The 14305-nt window shown below is 52.6% G+C and carries 13 protein-coding genes and 1 riboswitch; of the genes, 10 read left to right on the forward strand and 3 right to left on the reverse strand.

Annotated features, from left to right (window positions below):
- Positions 1-12: 12 nt before the first annotated feature.
- The 3 genes from M2366_RS07760 (at position 13) to M2366_RS07770 (ending at position 2994) form a co-directional block, all read left to right on the forward strand.
- Positions 13-1635 (forward strand): ATP-binding protein, encoded by a 1623-nt coding sequence (locus M2366_RS07760; RefSeq protein WP_259269360.1) that lies wholly within the window; start codon positions 13-15, stop codon positions 1633-1635.
- Entirely contained in the window at positions 1628-2305 is a 678-nt protein-coding gene (locus M2366_RS07765; protein ID WP_259269361.1) for an HNH endonuclease, read from the forward strand. Before M2366_RS07760 ends, M2366_RS07765 begins: the two co-directional genes overlap by 8 nt.
- Positions 2306-2442: 137 nt before the next feature.
- On the forward strand, positions 2443-2994 hold the full coding sequence (locus M2366_RS07770; RefSeq protein WP_259269362.1) for a hypothetical protein: 552 nt from the start codon (positions 2443-2445) through the stop codon (positions 2992-2994).
- 1377 nt (positions 2995-4371) lie between these two features.
- Here M2366_RS07770 and M2366_RS07775 read toward each other — a convergent pair.
- The 3 genes from M2366_RS07775 to narQ form a co-directional block, all read right to left on the reverse strand.
- Positions 4372-4779, reverse strand: a complete 408-nt coding sequence (locus M2366_RS07775; protein ID WP_259269363.1) for an H-NS family nucleoid-associated regulatory protein — start codon at positions 4777-4779, stop codon at positions 4372-4374.
- A gap of 345 nt (positions 4780-5124) precedes the next feature.
- Entirely contained in the window at positions 5125-5763 is a 639-nt protein-coding gene (gene narL, locus M2366_RS07780; RefSeq protein WP_042043357.1) for a two-component system response regulator NarL, read from the reverse strand.
- Complete coding sequence (gene narQ, locus M2366_RS07785; protein WP_259269364.1) at positions 5763-7475, reverse strand: nitrate/nitrite two-component system sensor histidine kinase NarQ; 1713 nt, start codon at positions 7473-7475, stop codon at positions 5763-5765. Before narQ ends, narL begins: the two co-directional genes overlap by 1 nt.
- A 70-nt stretch (positions 7476-7545) precedes the next feature.
- Positions 7546-7685: riboswitch (molybdenum cofactor riboswitch) on the forward strand.
- On the opposite strand from narQ, the gene moaA reads away from it, so the two are divergent.
- From moaA to moaB, 7 genes are all read left to right on the forward strand, one after another.
- Positions 7673-8653, forward strand: a complete 981-nt coding sequence (gene moaA, locus M2366_RS07790; protein WP_224430809.1) for a GTP 3',8-cyclase MoaA — start codon at positions 7673-7675, stop codon at positions 8651-8653. It overlaps the preceding riboswitch by 13 nt.
- 244 nt (positions 8654-8897) lie before the next feature.
- Positions 8898-9407, forward strand: a complete 510-nt coding sequence (napF, locus tag M2366_RS07795) for a ferredoxin-type protein NapF (RefSeq protein ID WP_224430808.1) — start codon at positions 8898-8900, stop codon at positions 9405-9407.
- A complete protein-coding gene (locus M2366_RS07800; RefSeq protein WP_259235717.1) occupies positions 9404-9694 on the forward strand; it encodes a chaperone NapD in 291 nt (96 codons plus the stop codon). The genes napF and M2366_RS07800 overlap by 4 nt, the downstream gene beginning before the upstream one ends.
- 142 nt (positions 9695-9836) lie before the next feature.
- On the forward strand, positions 9837-12326 hold the full coding sequence (gene napA, locus M2366_RS07810; RefSeq protein ID WP_259269365.1) for a nitrate reductase catalytic subunit NapA: 2490 nt from the start codon (positions 9837-9839) through the stop codon (positions 12324-12326).
- Between the two features lie 105 nt (positions 12327-12431).
- Positions 12432-12890 carry a nitrate reductase cytochrome c-type subunit gene (locus M2366_RS07815; protein WP_224430806.1) on the forward strand — a complete coding sequence of 153 codons (459 nt, stop codon included), beginning with the start codon at positions 12432-12434 and terminating at the stop codon, positions 12888-12890.
- A gap of 11 nt (positions 12891-12901) precedes the next feature.
- Complete coding sequence (locus M2366_RS07820; protein ID WP_042043366.1) at positions 12902-13492, forward strand: cytochrome c3 family protein; 591 nt, start codon at positions 12902-12904, stop codon at positions 13490-13492.
- Positions 13493-13731: 239 nt separating this feature from the next.
- Positions 13732-14244, forward strand: a complete 513-nt coding sequence (moaB, locus tag M2366_RS07825; protein WP_259269366.1) for a molybdenum cofactor biosynthesis protein B — start codon at positions 13732-13734, stop codon at positions 14242-14244.
- Positions 14245-14305: the final 61 nt, after the last annotated feature.

The raw sequence follows: 14305 nt of genomic DNA on the forward strand, positions 1-14305 counted from the left end.
TGGATGGATTGAATGATAGTTACTAAAGTCAGATTTGAAGAACGAACAATTGAGCTCTGCTCTAATGATGTAGATAGAGAAAGTAACGTTTTTACTTTAATAATTGGGCGCAATGGTTATGGTAAAAGTGCTCTTCTTCAGAAAATATGCCAAATCGGGGTTTCTTCACTACTAGTTCTGAATGGTTCAAACCAAAGAATTCAAGATCTTATTGATTATTTTGAAAATGGAGGAGTTAGAACGCTTGATGAAACTGGGGTTTTAACTTATATAGCTCAGAATGAGCAAAATGAAATTTCTATTGAAAAATCAAGACTTATTTTCCCGAATGTAGATCTAAGTGAAATACCTGAACATTTTCATGCCTTGATAATTAAAAATCAAATTCAGTTTTATGAAAGACAAGACATTTTTATTAGGTATACTGTAGATGGTATCCAGCAGGAAAGGACGAATAATTTCCCAAGAATTATAGCGGTATCCTCAAGTCCATTTGATAAATTTCCAATGCTTGATGAAAGAAGACTGCATGGTTCTTTGAACAACTTGAATAATAATTACATATATCGAGGCGCTAGAACAAAAAATAGTTCTAGTAAAAGCTATATGAGATCAAAATTTGATCAGCTTGGGGCGTCATTTATAGAGTTTTTCTTGAAGCCAGAGAACAGAACAAATGAAATATTACCTTTATTTAGTTATTTGGGAATAGAAACTAAATTTACAGTTTTTTTGAAGTTTGCTGATCACTTTTCATTTCATGATATGCTTAATAAAGGGGGCCGCGGGCCACTTGAGATGGTTAATAGTGTAAGGTTTTTTAAGGGGAAGAGGGATTATAGTGATAGCCTGACGGATGAAGATGTGGAAAGAATTTATAGCAGTGTAAAATCGCTTTATAATGGTTTGTTTTCAGAATCTAACAGTGATGGTGTTTTTTTACGAAATCAGGTGATTCCTATAAATCTTGATATTATAGATAGCCTTGATTTTAAAAAACCAGAATACCTTAAAGAGTTTTCTGTTCTTGCGGAGTATGATCTAGTAGAGATAGATAATATTAAGTTTATAAAAGTAAGTGATGGTAGAGAATTCTTTATTACAGACGCAAGCTCAGGCGAGCTATGTATATTGTTTAATATGATTTCAATCGCCGGATCAATTAAAGATGACTCAGTCATATTACTGGATGAACCAGAGTTGAGTTTACACCCTGAATGGCAGCGAGATTTTTTGCCTTTATTGGCAAAAGTTTTTTCAAAATATAAAAGATGCCATTTCGTTATTGCAACGCATTCACCTCATGTTGTTTCCTCAATTCCACAATCTAACTCTTATGTTGTAAACTTAGAGTGCAGTCCTGCAAAGGTTATTGCTGGAGAAAAATTGGCATTGCATTCATCTGATTACCAACTTGCTTATACATTTAGGTCTCCTGGATTCAAAAATGAATATTTAATTAGCCAATTGGTTGAAGTTTTATCAGAGCTGAGTGAAGGTAAAAAGCTAGATGATGCGTTCATTGATAAAATAAATAACCTAATAGAGTTTGACCTTATAGTCCCTGATAATGATCCTGTTAAAAATCTGCTCTCGACTCTAAAAAAAGCTTTAGCGGTGTTAATGCATGAATGAGGTTAAATATTTAGGAAAGGATATGGCGTTAGTTGCTGAATTTAACAGCCTACAGGATAAATCGTCTAGCAAATGGGAGGATGAAAAATATTCAAATGTTAGAAAAACAATTAAAGACCATTACCTCAAAGAGCAGGACTATACATGTTGTTTTTGCAAACAACGTATTGTTGTTAAAAGCAATAGGGCTTGGGATGTTGAGCATATAATCCCAAAGTCCACCCATCCTGCTTTTATGTTTGAGCCTAAGAATTTATGTGCTAGCTGTCCAGATTGCAATAATGAAAAACGATATAAGGGAATTTTAGATAGAGAAAATAGAGTCAGATTTCCAGTTGTCTCTACTGCTTATAAAATAGTGCATCCGCACTTTGATAAGTATGAAGAGCATTTGACCGTATTAGTAGAAGGTAAGTTGTATGAATGGAAAACTACAAAAGGGAAGCTTACATATCGTATCTATGGTTTGGATCGCTTTATGGAAGACGCAGGGCGCGACACGAGTGCTGAGTCAGGTTCGAAAGTACAAAGGCTAATGAAATCAGCGCTTGTATCCTCAAGTAATTATGAAAGTATTGAGAAGGAATTGTTAGAAGAGTTAATTTTTAAATACTCATCAATAATCGGAGATGGTGAGTCAATAAATGCGATTAAAAAGTTGCGTAAATAACTCGTGTAACAAGGAAGTTAAGCCTTACATATTACTACTGTTGCTGCTTTTGCTAAAATAAAAAGTTAGCAAAAGCATCGACACCTTCCACACCGTTTATTGTCGCGTTATATGGCATTGTCACTATGGGGGTTCTTATGTCAGTTGAATTGTCGTCGTCCTTTTCATCAGAGGGCTGGCAAGAGCTAAAAGATAGCCAAGATAAAACACAAATTATTACTGTTTTACGCCATCGCTATTCAGAGCGGTATTTTGAACCATTCAAGAAAAATGAGATGAAGCATGGTTTTAGTATGATGGCAGTTTCATGCCTAGTGATTGAGTCTTTAATCTCATTAAAACGTGGCTGGAGGAAAACCAATGGGGCAGGAAGAGTAATTTTCGAAGAGTTCTTTTCTACATCCCACCATTTGACTGACTTTACTGGACTTGGTGCGGACTTTTATGAACATATTCGTTGCGGTATTCTGCACCAAGCGGAAACAACTGGTGGTTGGCGAATTCGTAGAGATTTCTCTCTACCAATTGTTTGCGCTGATACGAAAGTAATTCACGCAACTAAGTTTCTAAATCAGTTGGAAAAAGAGTTTGAGGAGTTTCTCAGTGAGCTGGAAGAGCAAGATTTTTTGTCGCCTCAGTGGGCCAGGGTGATTAAGAAAATTGATCATGTGGTGGCTAACTGTGGCTAGGCATATAACAGATGTTTAAGAGTGATTCCTAGTGTTTGGTATTTTCATTTCAAGGTTTTTCTCGTGTGTACGGTGCAATTTTAGGTTAGGTGGCTGCGTTGCTCACACCTTAATTCGGCGTTAAGTCGCGACGAAATCACACGAGCAATTTATGACGGTATCGAGTGAATGGGGAGTCATAAACAGGGGCACTACTGTGCCTCCATCAAGCTGAGCACTGTTTTGGCTGACGACTGAATGACAGGCAAGCCACTCAGGAGTGGCCGCGCTCGGCGTTGGTGCATTAGCAATACAAGGATATTCATTATGGCTCAGAGTATTTCTATGTTCATCGTTGTGAGCAAGCCTTTAGGCCAGGAGAAAGAACCACGGACGGAGCTGCACCACGGAATCTGCGCTCATCCGCTCCCGCCTGCGCACCCCGTGGGAAAAAAATTTTGCAAAAATGGATTACGGCAAAACCATAGGCCCAGAGCCCGCCAGCTCTGGGCCTTACAGTTAAAATCCAAACTGAAAAGAGTGAACATTTTTTCACTGCATTACAGTTTCCAGATACCCACATCGAACAGTGTCAAATCTTCAATGTATTGTTTTAAAAGACTTTTATCAGTTTTCTGTGAGGGTTTCACTGTGGTGATGTGCTTGGGTAATGAGTCCATGAAACCGAAATTTCATTTATTTTTCAATGTGTTGTAGCCAGCCAAAGCTAAATGAAAAAGTGTAAAATTGAAAAGCTCATGTGGATAGAGGTAGTATCTAACTGATAGGGGTCAATTGAGCTCTTTGTCGGCGGATGATGAGTTAAGTGAACTCTATATAGCACACTGTCATGGCTATGTTCTGGAAAGGATTTATGATCAGATATACTGTTTTCACACTTTCTGTAATTGGCTTGTTTGTGCTTATTCTTATACCTATGTCATTACTTGCCAAACCCGTTTACTTTATATATTCCCAGAGTGTCCTAGGCTCCACTTACATTGGTGATGAAGTGTTTCACGAAGTATTGAAAGTGATTGGATATGTTATGGCCCCCATTAGCCTTGCTGCCTCAATAGTGGTGAACTGGCTGCTATCTAAGCGGCTGTGAACTCAAACTCGGGATACATAATAATGACTCGTGAACTGATCACCTTTGCCCTGTTCTGTATGGTGCTTGCGTTAGCGATGGTCACAGTTGCAAAGCCATTATTTTCAATCTATTCAGAGTATGTCTTGGCTGGAAACTATGTTGGTGAGACCTATGCAGCGTACTTCTTCGACTTCGTTCTCTACTGCCTAGCGCCATCTTGCATGATTCTATCAATATTATTAGTGACGCTATATTATAGATACCGAGGAAAAAGGTAGAAAAAAACCGCCTTTCGGCGGCCTCTTTCATATTGCAAACTGTTCGAGGCTTTTGCCTTGTGCTATCTGCTCGGCTATCGCCTTAGGCATGCGGCCCTGACCCGTCCAGGTCTTTTCCTGCCCATCTTCCTGATACTTATACTTTGGGGGGCGGGGAGTGCGTTTGTTCTTACTCTTTTCAGCATTGGCTGCTGGCGCGGCATTGTTTACTAAGTCGCGCGGATCGATTCCCGCCTCTTTCAGCATTTCAGTAAACTCTGCCAGTTTACGTTGATGCTCTGCCTGCTCGGCGCGTTCTTTCTCGGTTGAGTCACGGCGCTCTATATAGATGGCATCAAACTTCTCTTTCGCATCTTGCAGTTGTTCGAATGACAGCTCGCGCAGAGCAGCGCGCAGGCTACGGACATTCATGAGTGTTTTCAAAAATTCGTTCATAGCGTCCCCATTGACGATGTTTAGCAAAGAGATATTTTCGGGGAAAATAGCATGAAGCGTGGAAAATAATAAAACTATTTCATTCGGATAATATTGAATCGTGATGGATTGTGTCTCTATATGCCCTGCCTGATGAGTAAGGCATTGGGTTCCGTCTTGCTCATTAGGTAGGGTGGCAAGCGAAGTGCGGCAGGGGATACCCGGATATAACAAAGCCCCGCATGGCGCGGCTTTGGCATAATAACTCTCGATGTGGTCAACGTGTGGACATTGACTGAAACAAATCCTTTTGCTTCATCTACTTAGCTAAATTTTTAAAGCCACCCTGGGGTGGCTTCATTGTGCTCAGTGGCGCTGTTCCAGATACATGACAGCGGCCTCGACCCGGCTCTGGGCCTCGAGCTTCTTGAGCAGGCTCTTGACGTGTACCTTGACGGTCCCCTCTGAGATATGGAGCACCGAGGCCACCTGCTTGTTGGAGAGGCCCTTTGCAATTTCGCGCAGGATTTGCATTTCGCGACGCGTCAGGCTCTCGAGTTTCTGCTGCAAGTGATCCAGCTCGTAGATGTTCTCCAGATAAGGGCGCAGCGGCTCGCTCAGGATCTGCTGTCCCGTCATCACGTCGCCGAGCTGGGCCAAGAGGGTGTCGGGCTCAGTGTCCTTGAGCAGGTAGCCGTCGGCGCCTGCCTTGAGCAGGGCGACCACATCCTGGCGGGCATCGGACACGGTCAGGATCACCACCCGGGAGGTGATCTCCTCGGCGCGCAGTGCCTTGAGGGTATCCAGACCGGAGAGACCTTTCATATTGAGGTCGAGCAGGATCAGATCGGGTTCGGCCGCCTTGGCCATGGCGATGGCGTCACTGCCGTTGGATGCTTCGCCGCATACTTCTAGGTTCTCTTCCAACGCCAGGAGTTGCACTATCCCCTTGCGCATCAGGGGGTGATCATCGACCACCAGAACTGTGTATTTTATCTCGTCCATCAGGCATCTCTTGTTAGGCTGGTGGGAAAGGTCAGGTGCACTCGGGTGCCCTTGGGGTGGATCTCGCTGATCGCCAGGACCCCATGCAGCTTGCTGGCCCGCTCGTCCATGATGCTGAGGCCATAGTGGTTGATGGCTGAACGGGCATGGCCGATACCGACACCGTCATCGGTGATTTGCACCTGAATGTTACCATCGGCAAGGGTCTCACAGCTAACATCAATCAGTTGCGCACTGGCATGTTTGATGGCATTGAGGACGGCCTCACGGATGAGTTGCAGTATGTGAATGTGCTGGCCCGCTTCCAGATCCGTATCGGACAGACCGTAATGGAGCCTGATCTGGGCCTGAGTCTGGGGCTTGAGCTGCTCTATCATGATGTGGATTGCCTCCCCCAGATTGGCATCTCCGATGCTGAGTCTGAAAGTGCCCAGCAGCTCACGCAGTTGGGTGTAAGCATTACTGAGCCCCTCGTCTATCTGCTCCATGGCCGCCTGGGTCTTGCTGCTGTCCCCCTTGTTGAAGGCGCGTTTGAGCAGGGTGGATTGGATTTTCAAGTAAGAGAGGGCCTGGGCCAGGGAGTCGTGCAACTCGCGGGCGATGACGGCCCGCTCCTCCATCAACAACAAGCGCTGTTGCTGCAAGAGCGTCTGATCCTTGTGCAGGACCTGGGCCAGCAGCATGGAAAAGTTCTTCATCAGCCGCTCGTCGATGGGGTGAGGGCTGATGATGTCGAGACGGCCAAACTCCCTGTCATCCATCTGCAAATAGAAGCTCACCACCGCTTCGAGTTCCCCAGGCCAGCCACTGCGCCCGGTGAGGTAGACCGGCATGGCATTGTGTTCGAAACGGGTCAGCCGTATATGCGCTATCTGCTGATGAGCGGCGGCCCGGTCGAGCAGCTTTTGCAGGGTGTGGCCGCTTAAGGGGGCGGCGTGCAGCTTCTGGGCCGTGGTGTAGAGGAAGGAGAGGGTATCATTGGCCTGCTGCAGCTTGGCGGTCTTCTCTTCGACCTTGCTCTCCAAGTCCCGATAGAGCTTGCCCAGTTCGGTGGCCATGGTGCCAAAGGCGTCGGACAGCTCCCCCAATTCGTTGTCGCAGTGGGGGGGCAGAGTGAGGTCAAATTCACGCCGCTGGACCTGGCGGGCGCAATAGACCAGCTGGTTGAGGGGGGCCACTACCTGCTGGCGAGTGAAGCGCACCGTGAACCAGGCGATGGTGATGATGGAGATGAGCCCCAACCCCTCGGCCAGCGCCAGCATGCGCACCTTGAATTCGACGTGGTACTGCATCTGGTTGACGAAGTCATCGATGGCGGCGACGAACTGCTCCGTGTTGTCTATGTAGCGCTGGGGGGTCGCCTGCTCTATGTGGCTGCGCATCAACTGCCACTGGCGCAGCACTTCGCCATAGGTAAGGCGCAGGGCCGCCGGGGTTATCCAGCGCTGGGTCTCTTGCAGCTCCTTGGCATTGAGCGTCTGCTCGAATTGACCCAGCCGCTTGAGGGCAGGCTGTCCCTGACCAATCTCATAGGCCATGCGATAGGCCTGCATCCGCAAGGATCCGGACAGATTGATGGCCTTGGCATCGGGCACCGAGTAGAAGAGGGTGACCATGGCCACCAGGGCGATCAGGCTCGCCATAAACAGGATCAGCATCATGGAGCGACCGATGGCGCTACTGACCGAATGAACCCTGAACCATTGCCCCATGTAGCCTCTGCGCCGCTGAAATACCCCATAAGTTGCGTGGGAGTGTACTCCAACTTGTGCTAGCATCGAAAAACTAGATGAACTCCGAGCATTTTCGCCTAAGTCTTTGGATAAGGGGAAGATTGCCGACAGCCGACATGCGCGCTGTAAGGGTCAGGAAAGAAATGCCCTGGCCTCCCGTATTTGGAAAGGTGTTTATGTTGCCACTTGAAGATGGTTTTTCCCGTCGTTTTTACTATTTGCGCCTGTCGATCACCGATGTGTGCAATTTTCGTTGTACCTATTGCCTGCCGGACGGTTATCGCCCCGAGGGGCGCAAGTCCTTCCTCTCTGTCGATGAGATCCGCCGGGTAGTGTCCGGTTTTGCTGCCATGGGCACCCGCAAGGTGCGCCTGACCGGTGGTGAACCCTCCCTGCGCCGTGATTTCACCGAGATCATCGAGACGGTGGCGGCGACTCCTGGCATCGACAAGATAGCCATGACCACCAATGGTTATCGACTCAAGGAGCGGGCCGCCGAATGGCGAGCCGCCGGGCTGACCGCGCTCAATGTCAGTGTCGACAGCCTGGACCCGCGCCAGTTCCACCAGATCACCGGTGAAAACAAGCTGGCCGAGATCATGGATGGGATAGAGGCGGCACTCAATGCCGGTTTTCCCTCGGTCAAAGTCAATGCCGTGCTGCTCAGGGGGCTCAATGATGGCCAGCTTGCCGAGTTCTTGGCCTGGATCCGGGACAAGCCCATCGAGCTGCGCTTCATCGAGTTGATGCAGACGGGGGAGATGGACACGCTGTTTCGCGATCATCACGTCAGCGGCGAGACCATCAAGGCGCACTTGCTTGAGCAGGGCTGGCTGCAGCAGTTGCGAGGGGTGGATGATGGCCCGGCGCAAGTGTTCCAGCACTCGGGCTCGCGCGGCAGCATTGGCCTCATCATGCCTTACAGCAAGGATTTCTGCGCCGGTTGCAACCGGCTGCGGGTCTCTTCCGTCGGCAAGCTGCATCTGTGCCTGTTTGGGGAGAGTGGCGTCGAGCTCAGGGATCTGCTGAGTGCCGACCAGCAACAGGATGAGCTGATCCAGCGCATTCGAGTCGCCCTGCTCGGCAAGGCCGCGACCCATCACCTCCACGAAGGGAATGCGGGCATGACCCCTCATCTCGCTTCGATCGGCGGATAAGCCTCAAACAAGCCTCTCCTTCCTGCCGGTTTGCCTATTAGGGGGTATCTTGACGGATATCCCCTACGATTTTTTGCGCCAAGGGATTGATCCAGCGCAATAATCCCCCTGTTTATCCCCCTGGTGGTATATCCCTTACCTTGTTGAGTCCGCAAAATAGGCCCACTATTAGAATAGGTATTACAGATGCCATTCTTATTTCGCCTGTTCAGGCCAGGTTTTTCGGGGTTCACAAGGAGTGGATATGTCCGATGGGGTCAAGCTGTCACGCCGGCACCTGCTGCGCGGCCGTTTCAAGGCTGTGACACCTGCTGCCCAGTTGCCCTGGTCACTGCCCTGGCCCGCGTTTGTCGCCGATTGCAGCCGCTGTGGTGATTGCCTCACCGCCTGCCCCGAACAGATCATCATCAAAGGGGATGGCGGCTTTCCTGAACTTGACTTCAGCCGGGGTGAGTGCAGCTTCTGTGGCGATTGTGCGAGCGCTTGCAGCGAGCCGCTGTTTCGCCCGACTGAACAATCCCCCTGGGACTATATCGCCCACATAGCCGAAAGCTGCCTGGCCAACGGCCAGGTCTATTGCCAGCGCTGCCAGGATAGCTGCGAGGCGAGGGCAATCCGCTTTATCCCCATACTCGGTCGGGTGCCAACCCCAAGCGTGGATGCCGCCCTGTGCACCGGGTGTGGCGCCTGTGTCGCAGATTGCCCGGTTGACAGTATCAAGGTGGCCAGCCCGGCCGCGAAGGAGCATGAATGAAACCGCAGCCAGCCGATGTCCAGCTTGAGCAGGAATACCACGTATCCAGCCTGGTGGTATTGACCCAGCCCCCCTTGCGCCATCGGCTTGCCGAGCAGATTGGCGCCCTCGAAGGGGCCGAGGTGCATGTGGTCAGTGAGGAGGGCAAGTTGGTTGTCACCCTGGAGGGGCCGAGTCAGCGCCCCATCATGGCGGCCATCGATGCGATCAATGCCATGCCGGGCGTGCTCTCCGCCGGTCTTATCTACCACCAGTTCGATGAGCGCGATGTCCAATGCAAGGAATAACACGCCATGGCGCTGAGTCAGCGTGGCTCACCATGATGGCCATTGATGCCATCAATGCCATCAACGGGATGCCGGAGGTACTGTCTGCCGGTCTCATCTACCATCAGTTCGATAATAACGATAAGCAATGTGAGGAAATGTCATGAAGCTGAGTCGACGCGACTTTATGAAGGCCAACGCGGTCGCAGCCGCGGCGGCCGTGGCCGGTGTCAGTGCTCCCGCCCTGGCGGCCAACCTGATCACCAGTACTGACAAGACTGCCATCAAATGGGACAAGGCACCCTGCCGCTTCTGCGGTACCGGCTGCTCCGTGCTGGTGGGTTCCCAGGCCGGGCGCGTGGTGGCGACCCAGGGCGATCCGGAGGCCCCGGTCAACCGTGGTCTGAACTGCATCAAGGGCTATTTCCTGTCGAAAATCATGTATGGCGAGGATCGCCTGACCCAGCCTCTGCTGCGCATGACCAATGGCAAGTTCGACAAAAATGGCGACTTCGCCCCCATCAGCTGGGATCAGGCGTTCGACATCATGGCCGAGAAGTTCAAGGCCACCCTCAAAGAGAAGGGCCCGACCGCGGTTGGCATGTTCGGCTCCGGCCAGTGGACAGTGTGGGAAGGCTACGCCGCCTCCAAGCTGATGAAGGCGGGTTTCCGCTCCAATAACCTGGATCCCAACGCCCGTCACTGCATGGCCTCGGCCGTAGTCGGCTTCATGCGCACCTTCGGCATGGACGAACCCATGGGCTGCTACGATGACATCGAACAGGCGGACGCCTTCGTGTTGTGGGGCTCCAACATGGCCGAGATGCACCCCATCCTCTGGTCACGGATCTCGGATCGCCGCCTCTCCCATCAAGAGGTGCAGGTACATGTACTCTCCACCTTCGAGCATCGCAGCTTCGAGCTGGCCGACAACGGCATGGTGTTCACGCCCCAGACCGACTTGGCGATCCTCAACTACATCGCCAACTACATCATCCAGAACGACAAGGTGAACTGGGAGTTCGTCAACAAGCACACCCAGTTCCGCAAGGGGGTCACCGACATCGGCTACGGCCTGCGTCCGACTCACCCGACCCAGCAGAAAGCCAAGAACCCGGACAGCGGCGACTCCACCCCGATGAGTTTCGACGACTTCGCCAAGTTCGTGGCCGATTACGATGTGGACTCGGTGGCCAAGCTCTCCGGTGTGCCCAAAGAGAAGCTGGAAAAATTGGCGCAGATCTATGCCGACCCAAGCAAAAAAGTGGTCTCCTACTGGACCATGGGCTTCAACCAGCACACCCGCGGCGTCTGGGCCAACAACCTCTGCTACAACATCCACCTGCTGACCGGCAAGATCTCCACCCCGGGCAGCGGTCCCTTCTCCCTGACCGGCCAGCCTTCCGCCTGTGGCACCGCCCGGGAAGTGGGCACCTTCGCCCACCGCCTGCCCGCCGACATGGTGGTCACTGACCCCAAGCACCGCGCCATCGCCGAGAAGATCTGGAAACTGCCTGAAGGCACCATCCCGGACAAGGTGGGTTATCACGCCGTGCTGCAGAGCCGCATGCTCAAGGATGGCAAGCTCAATGCCTACTGGGTGATGTGCAACAACAACATGCAGGCCGGCCCGAACATGAACGAGGAGGGGCTGCCCGGTTATCGCAACCCGGCCAACTTCATCGTGGTCTCCGACCCGTACCCGACCGTGACCGCCCAGGCGGCCGATCTCATCTTGCCCACCGCCATGTGGGTGGAGAAAGAGGGCGCCTATGGTAACGCCGAGCGCCGCACCCAGTTCTGGCACCAGCAGGTCAAGGCGCCGGAAGGGGCCAAGTCCGACTTGTGGCAGCTGATGGAGTTTGCCAAGCGCTTCACCGTGGAAGAGGTGTGGCCGGCGGAACTTATCGCCAAGATGCCGGAAGTGAAAGGCAAGACCCTCTATGAGGTGCTCTATCGCAACGGTCAGGTCGATCAGTTCCCCAAAGCGCAGAGCAAAGGCGAGCTCAACGACGAGGCCGAGCACTTTGGCTTCTATGTGCAAAAAGGCCTGTTTGAGGAGTACGCCTCCTTCGGTCGCGGTCATGGTCATGACCTGGCACCCTTCGATCGTTACCACGAAGAGCGCGGCCTGCGCTGGCCCGTGGTCGATGGCAAGGAGACCCTGTGGCGCTATCGCGAAGGGTTCGACCCTTATGTGAAGGCGGGGGAGGGGGTGAACTTCTACGGCAAACCCGATGGCCGTGCGGTCATTTTCGCGCTGCCTTATGAGGCGGCCGCCGAGTCCCCGGACCAGGAGTTCGATCTCTGGCTCTCTACCGGCCGCGTGCTGGAGCACTGGCACACCGGCACCATGACCCGTCGGGTGCCCGAGCTCTACCGCGCCTTCCCGGATGCGGTGCTGTTCATGCACCCGGAAGATGCCAAGGCTCGCGGCGTGCGCCGTGGTGAGGAGGTGATCGTCTCCTCCCGCCGGGGCGAGGTGAAGACCCGGGTCGAGACCCGTGGCCGCAACAAGCCGCCCAGAGGCCTGGTGTTCATGCCCTTCTTCGATGCGAGCCAGCTGGTCAACAAGTTGACCCTGGATGCCACGGATCCGCTCTCCAAAGAGACGGATTACAAGAAGTGTGCGGTCAAGGTCGCCAAGGCCTGAGGCAACAGGCATTGATGAGCGCCCGGCCGCCGGGCGACGCTCGCTTGCTACCCAGGGGCCTGCCCGGCGCGGGCCCTTGCGGATAACATGTTCGGAGAACAAATAATGAAGAAGCTGATTGGAGCAATGTTGGCCTGCCTGATGGCGGGGAGTCTGATGGCTGCCGAGGCACCACAGGTCACCACCGAGAGCGGCGGCGTCAAGTCCCTGCGCAACAGTGCGGATCTTGCCGTCGAGGCACCCGCGGCCCAGATGAAGAACTTTCGCAAGGATGGCGATCTCTATACCCGCCAATACATGCATCAGCCACCGCTGATCCCCCATGACATTCGCAACTATGAGATAGACAAGAAGGTCAACAAGTGCCTGGCCTGTCATAGCTTCAAGAATGCCACCGCCATGAAGGCGCCCAAGATAAGCCCGACCCATTTCGAGTCGCGAGATGGCCTGACCCTGGGCGAAGTCTCGCCGCGCCGCTACTTCTGCTTGCAGTGTCATGTGCCGCAGACCGATGCCAAGCCGCTGGTGGACAATACGTTCAAACCGGTCGATGCGCTGAACTAAGGAGTCATTAGATGAAATTACCCGGTTTTGTGCAGCGGATCTGGACCACCTTCAAGTCGCCCTCCAAGGCGGCGCTCTGGGTGCTGCTGATGATGGGCTTCTTTGGCGGCGTCATCTTCTGGGGCGGTTTCAACACCGCCATGGAAGCCTCCAACACCGAGAAGTTCTGCACCGGCTGTCACGAGATGAAAGACAACGTCTTCGTCGAGTATCGCGACACCATCCACTATGCCAACCGTTCCGGGGTGCGGGCCAGCTGCCCCGATTGCCATGTGCCCCACGAGTGGACCTACAAGATCATTCGCAAGGTGCAGGCTTCCAAGGAGCTGTGGGGCATGTTAACCGGCAAGGTGGATACCCGCGAGAAGTTCGAGTCTCACCGCCGGGAGATGGCGGAGCGAGAGTGGCAGCGGATGAAAGACACGGACTCGAGGGAGTGCCGCAACTGTCACAACTTCGAGTACATGGACTTCTCCTTGCAAGGACGGCGCGCCGCTCAGATGCACGCCACCAACCTGGCCAGTGGCGAGAATACCTGCGTCGATTGCCACAAGGGGATTGCGCACCAGCTGCCTGACATGACAGGGGTCAAGGGATTCTGATCGGAGTACCTTTGCAAGACAGGCCGGGTTAGCCCGGCCTGTTGCTATGAGCCTGACTGGGCGCTGCGAGCAGATTAATGAGCCTATTCACCCCACTCCCCGACAACTTTTGGTAGAATCCATCCCCAGCAAGGATATTGCCAATCAGATCCAATTGGCTGGCCTCGCCCCTGGCTGGCGTACCGCAAGCATCCTACCCCCTCTTCGCCTCGTGCTCGATGATTTACAGGAATTGTTCAATGGCAGCAGACATCAGCGAATTCACCCCCCTCAACATTGCCGTTCTGACGGTCTCTGACAGCCGGGGCGCCGCCGACGACAGCTCGGGGGATTACCTGGCATCGGCCCTGACCGAGGCGGGACATCAGCTGACGGATAGAGCGTTGTGCGCCGACAACCTGTTCCGGGTACGGGCTCAGGTCAGCCAGTGGATCGTTGATGAGAGTGTGCAGGTGGTGCTGATCAATGGCGGCACCGGCTTCAATGAGCAAAACCGGGTTCCGGAGGCGGTGGGTGTGCTGTTCGAACGCACCGTGCAGGGCTTTGGCGAGATGTTCCGTCAGCTCTCGTTTGCCGAGATCAAGGGCTCGGCCATGCAGAGCCGCGCCCTGGCCGGGCTCGCCAACCGCACCCTTATCTGCTGTTTGCCCGGATCCACGGGGGCCTGCCAACTGGGGTGGGAGAAGCTGATCCGGGATCAGCTCGATCTCCGCACCCGGCCATGCAACTTCGCGACCCAGCTGATCAGATGATCCGCGCCATCCTTTCCTTTTCGGGGCGGCATACCGCGCCATCAGTGACGAGTAACAGCCA

The sequence above is a fragment of the Aeromonas sp. BIGb0405 genome (assembly GCF_024807335.1).
Lineage (GTDB): Bacteria > Pseudomonadota > Gammaproteobacteria > Enterobacterales > Aeromonadaceae > Aeromonas > Aeromonas rivuli.

Coding starts and splice junctions, on each gene's coding strand:
- M2366_RS07815 (WP_224430806.1), top strand. CDS start 12,432: ATGAAGAAGCTGATTGGAGCAATGTTGGCCTGCCTGATGGCGGGGAGT.
- narQ (WP_259269364.1), bottom strand. CDS start 7,475: ATGGGGCAATGGTTCAGGGTTCATTCGGTCAGTAGCGCCATCGGTCGC.
- moaB (WP_259269366.1), top strand. CDS start 13,732: ATGGCAGCAGACATCAGCGAATTCACCCCCCTCAACATTGCCGTTCTG.
- narL (WP_042043357.1), bottom strand. CDS start 5,763: ATGGACGAGATAAAATACACAGTTCTGGTGGTCGATGATCACCCCCTG.
- napA (WP_259269365.1), top strand. CDS start 9,837: ATGAAGCTGAGTCGACGCGACTTTATGAAGGCCAACGCGGTCGCAGCC.
- M2366_RS07800 (WP_259235717.1), top strand. CDS start 9,404: ATGAAACCGCAGCCAGCCGATGTCCAGCTTGAGCAGGAATACCACGTA.
- napF (WP_224430808.1), top strand. CDS start 8,898: ATGTCCGATGGGGTCAAGCTGTCACGCCGGCACCTGCTGCGCGGCCGT.
- M2366_RS07775 (WP_259269363.1), bottom strand. CDS start 4,779: ATGAACGAATTTTTGAAAACACTCATGAATGTCCGTAGCCTGCGCGCT.
- moaA (WP_224430809.1), top strand. CDS start 7,673: ATGTTGCCACTTGAAGATGGTTTTTCCCGTCGTTTTTACTATTTGCGC.
- M2366_RS07760 (WP_259269360.1), top strand. CDS start 13: ATGATAGTTACTAAAGTCAGATTTGAAGAACGAACAATTGAGCTCTGC.
- M2366_RS07770 (WP_259269362.1), top strand. CDS start 2,443: ATGTCAGTTGAATTGTCGTCGTCCTTTTCATCAGAGGGCTGGCAAGAG.
- M2366_RS07820 (WP_042043366.1), top strand. CDS start 12,902: ATGAAATTACCCGGTTTTGTGCAGCGGATCTGGACCACCTTCAAGTCG.
- M2366_RS07765 (WP_259269361.1), top strand. CDS start 1,628: ATGAATGAGGTTAAATATTTAGGAAAGGATATGGCGTTAGTTGCTGAA.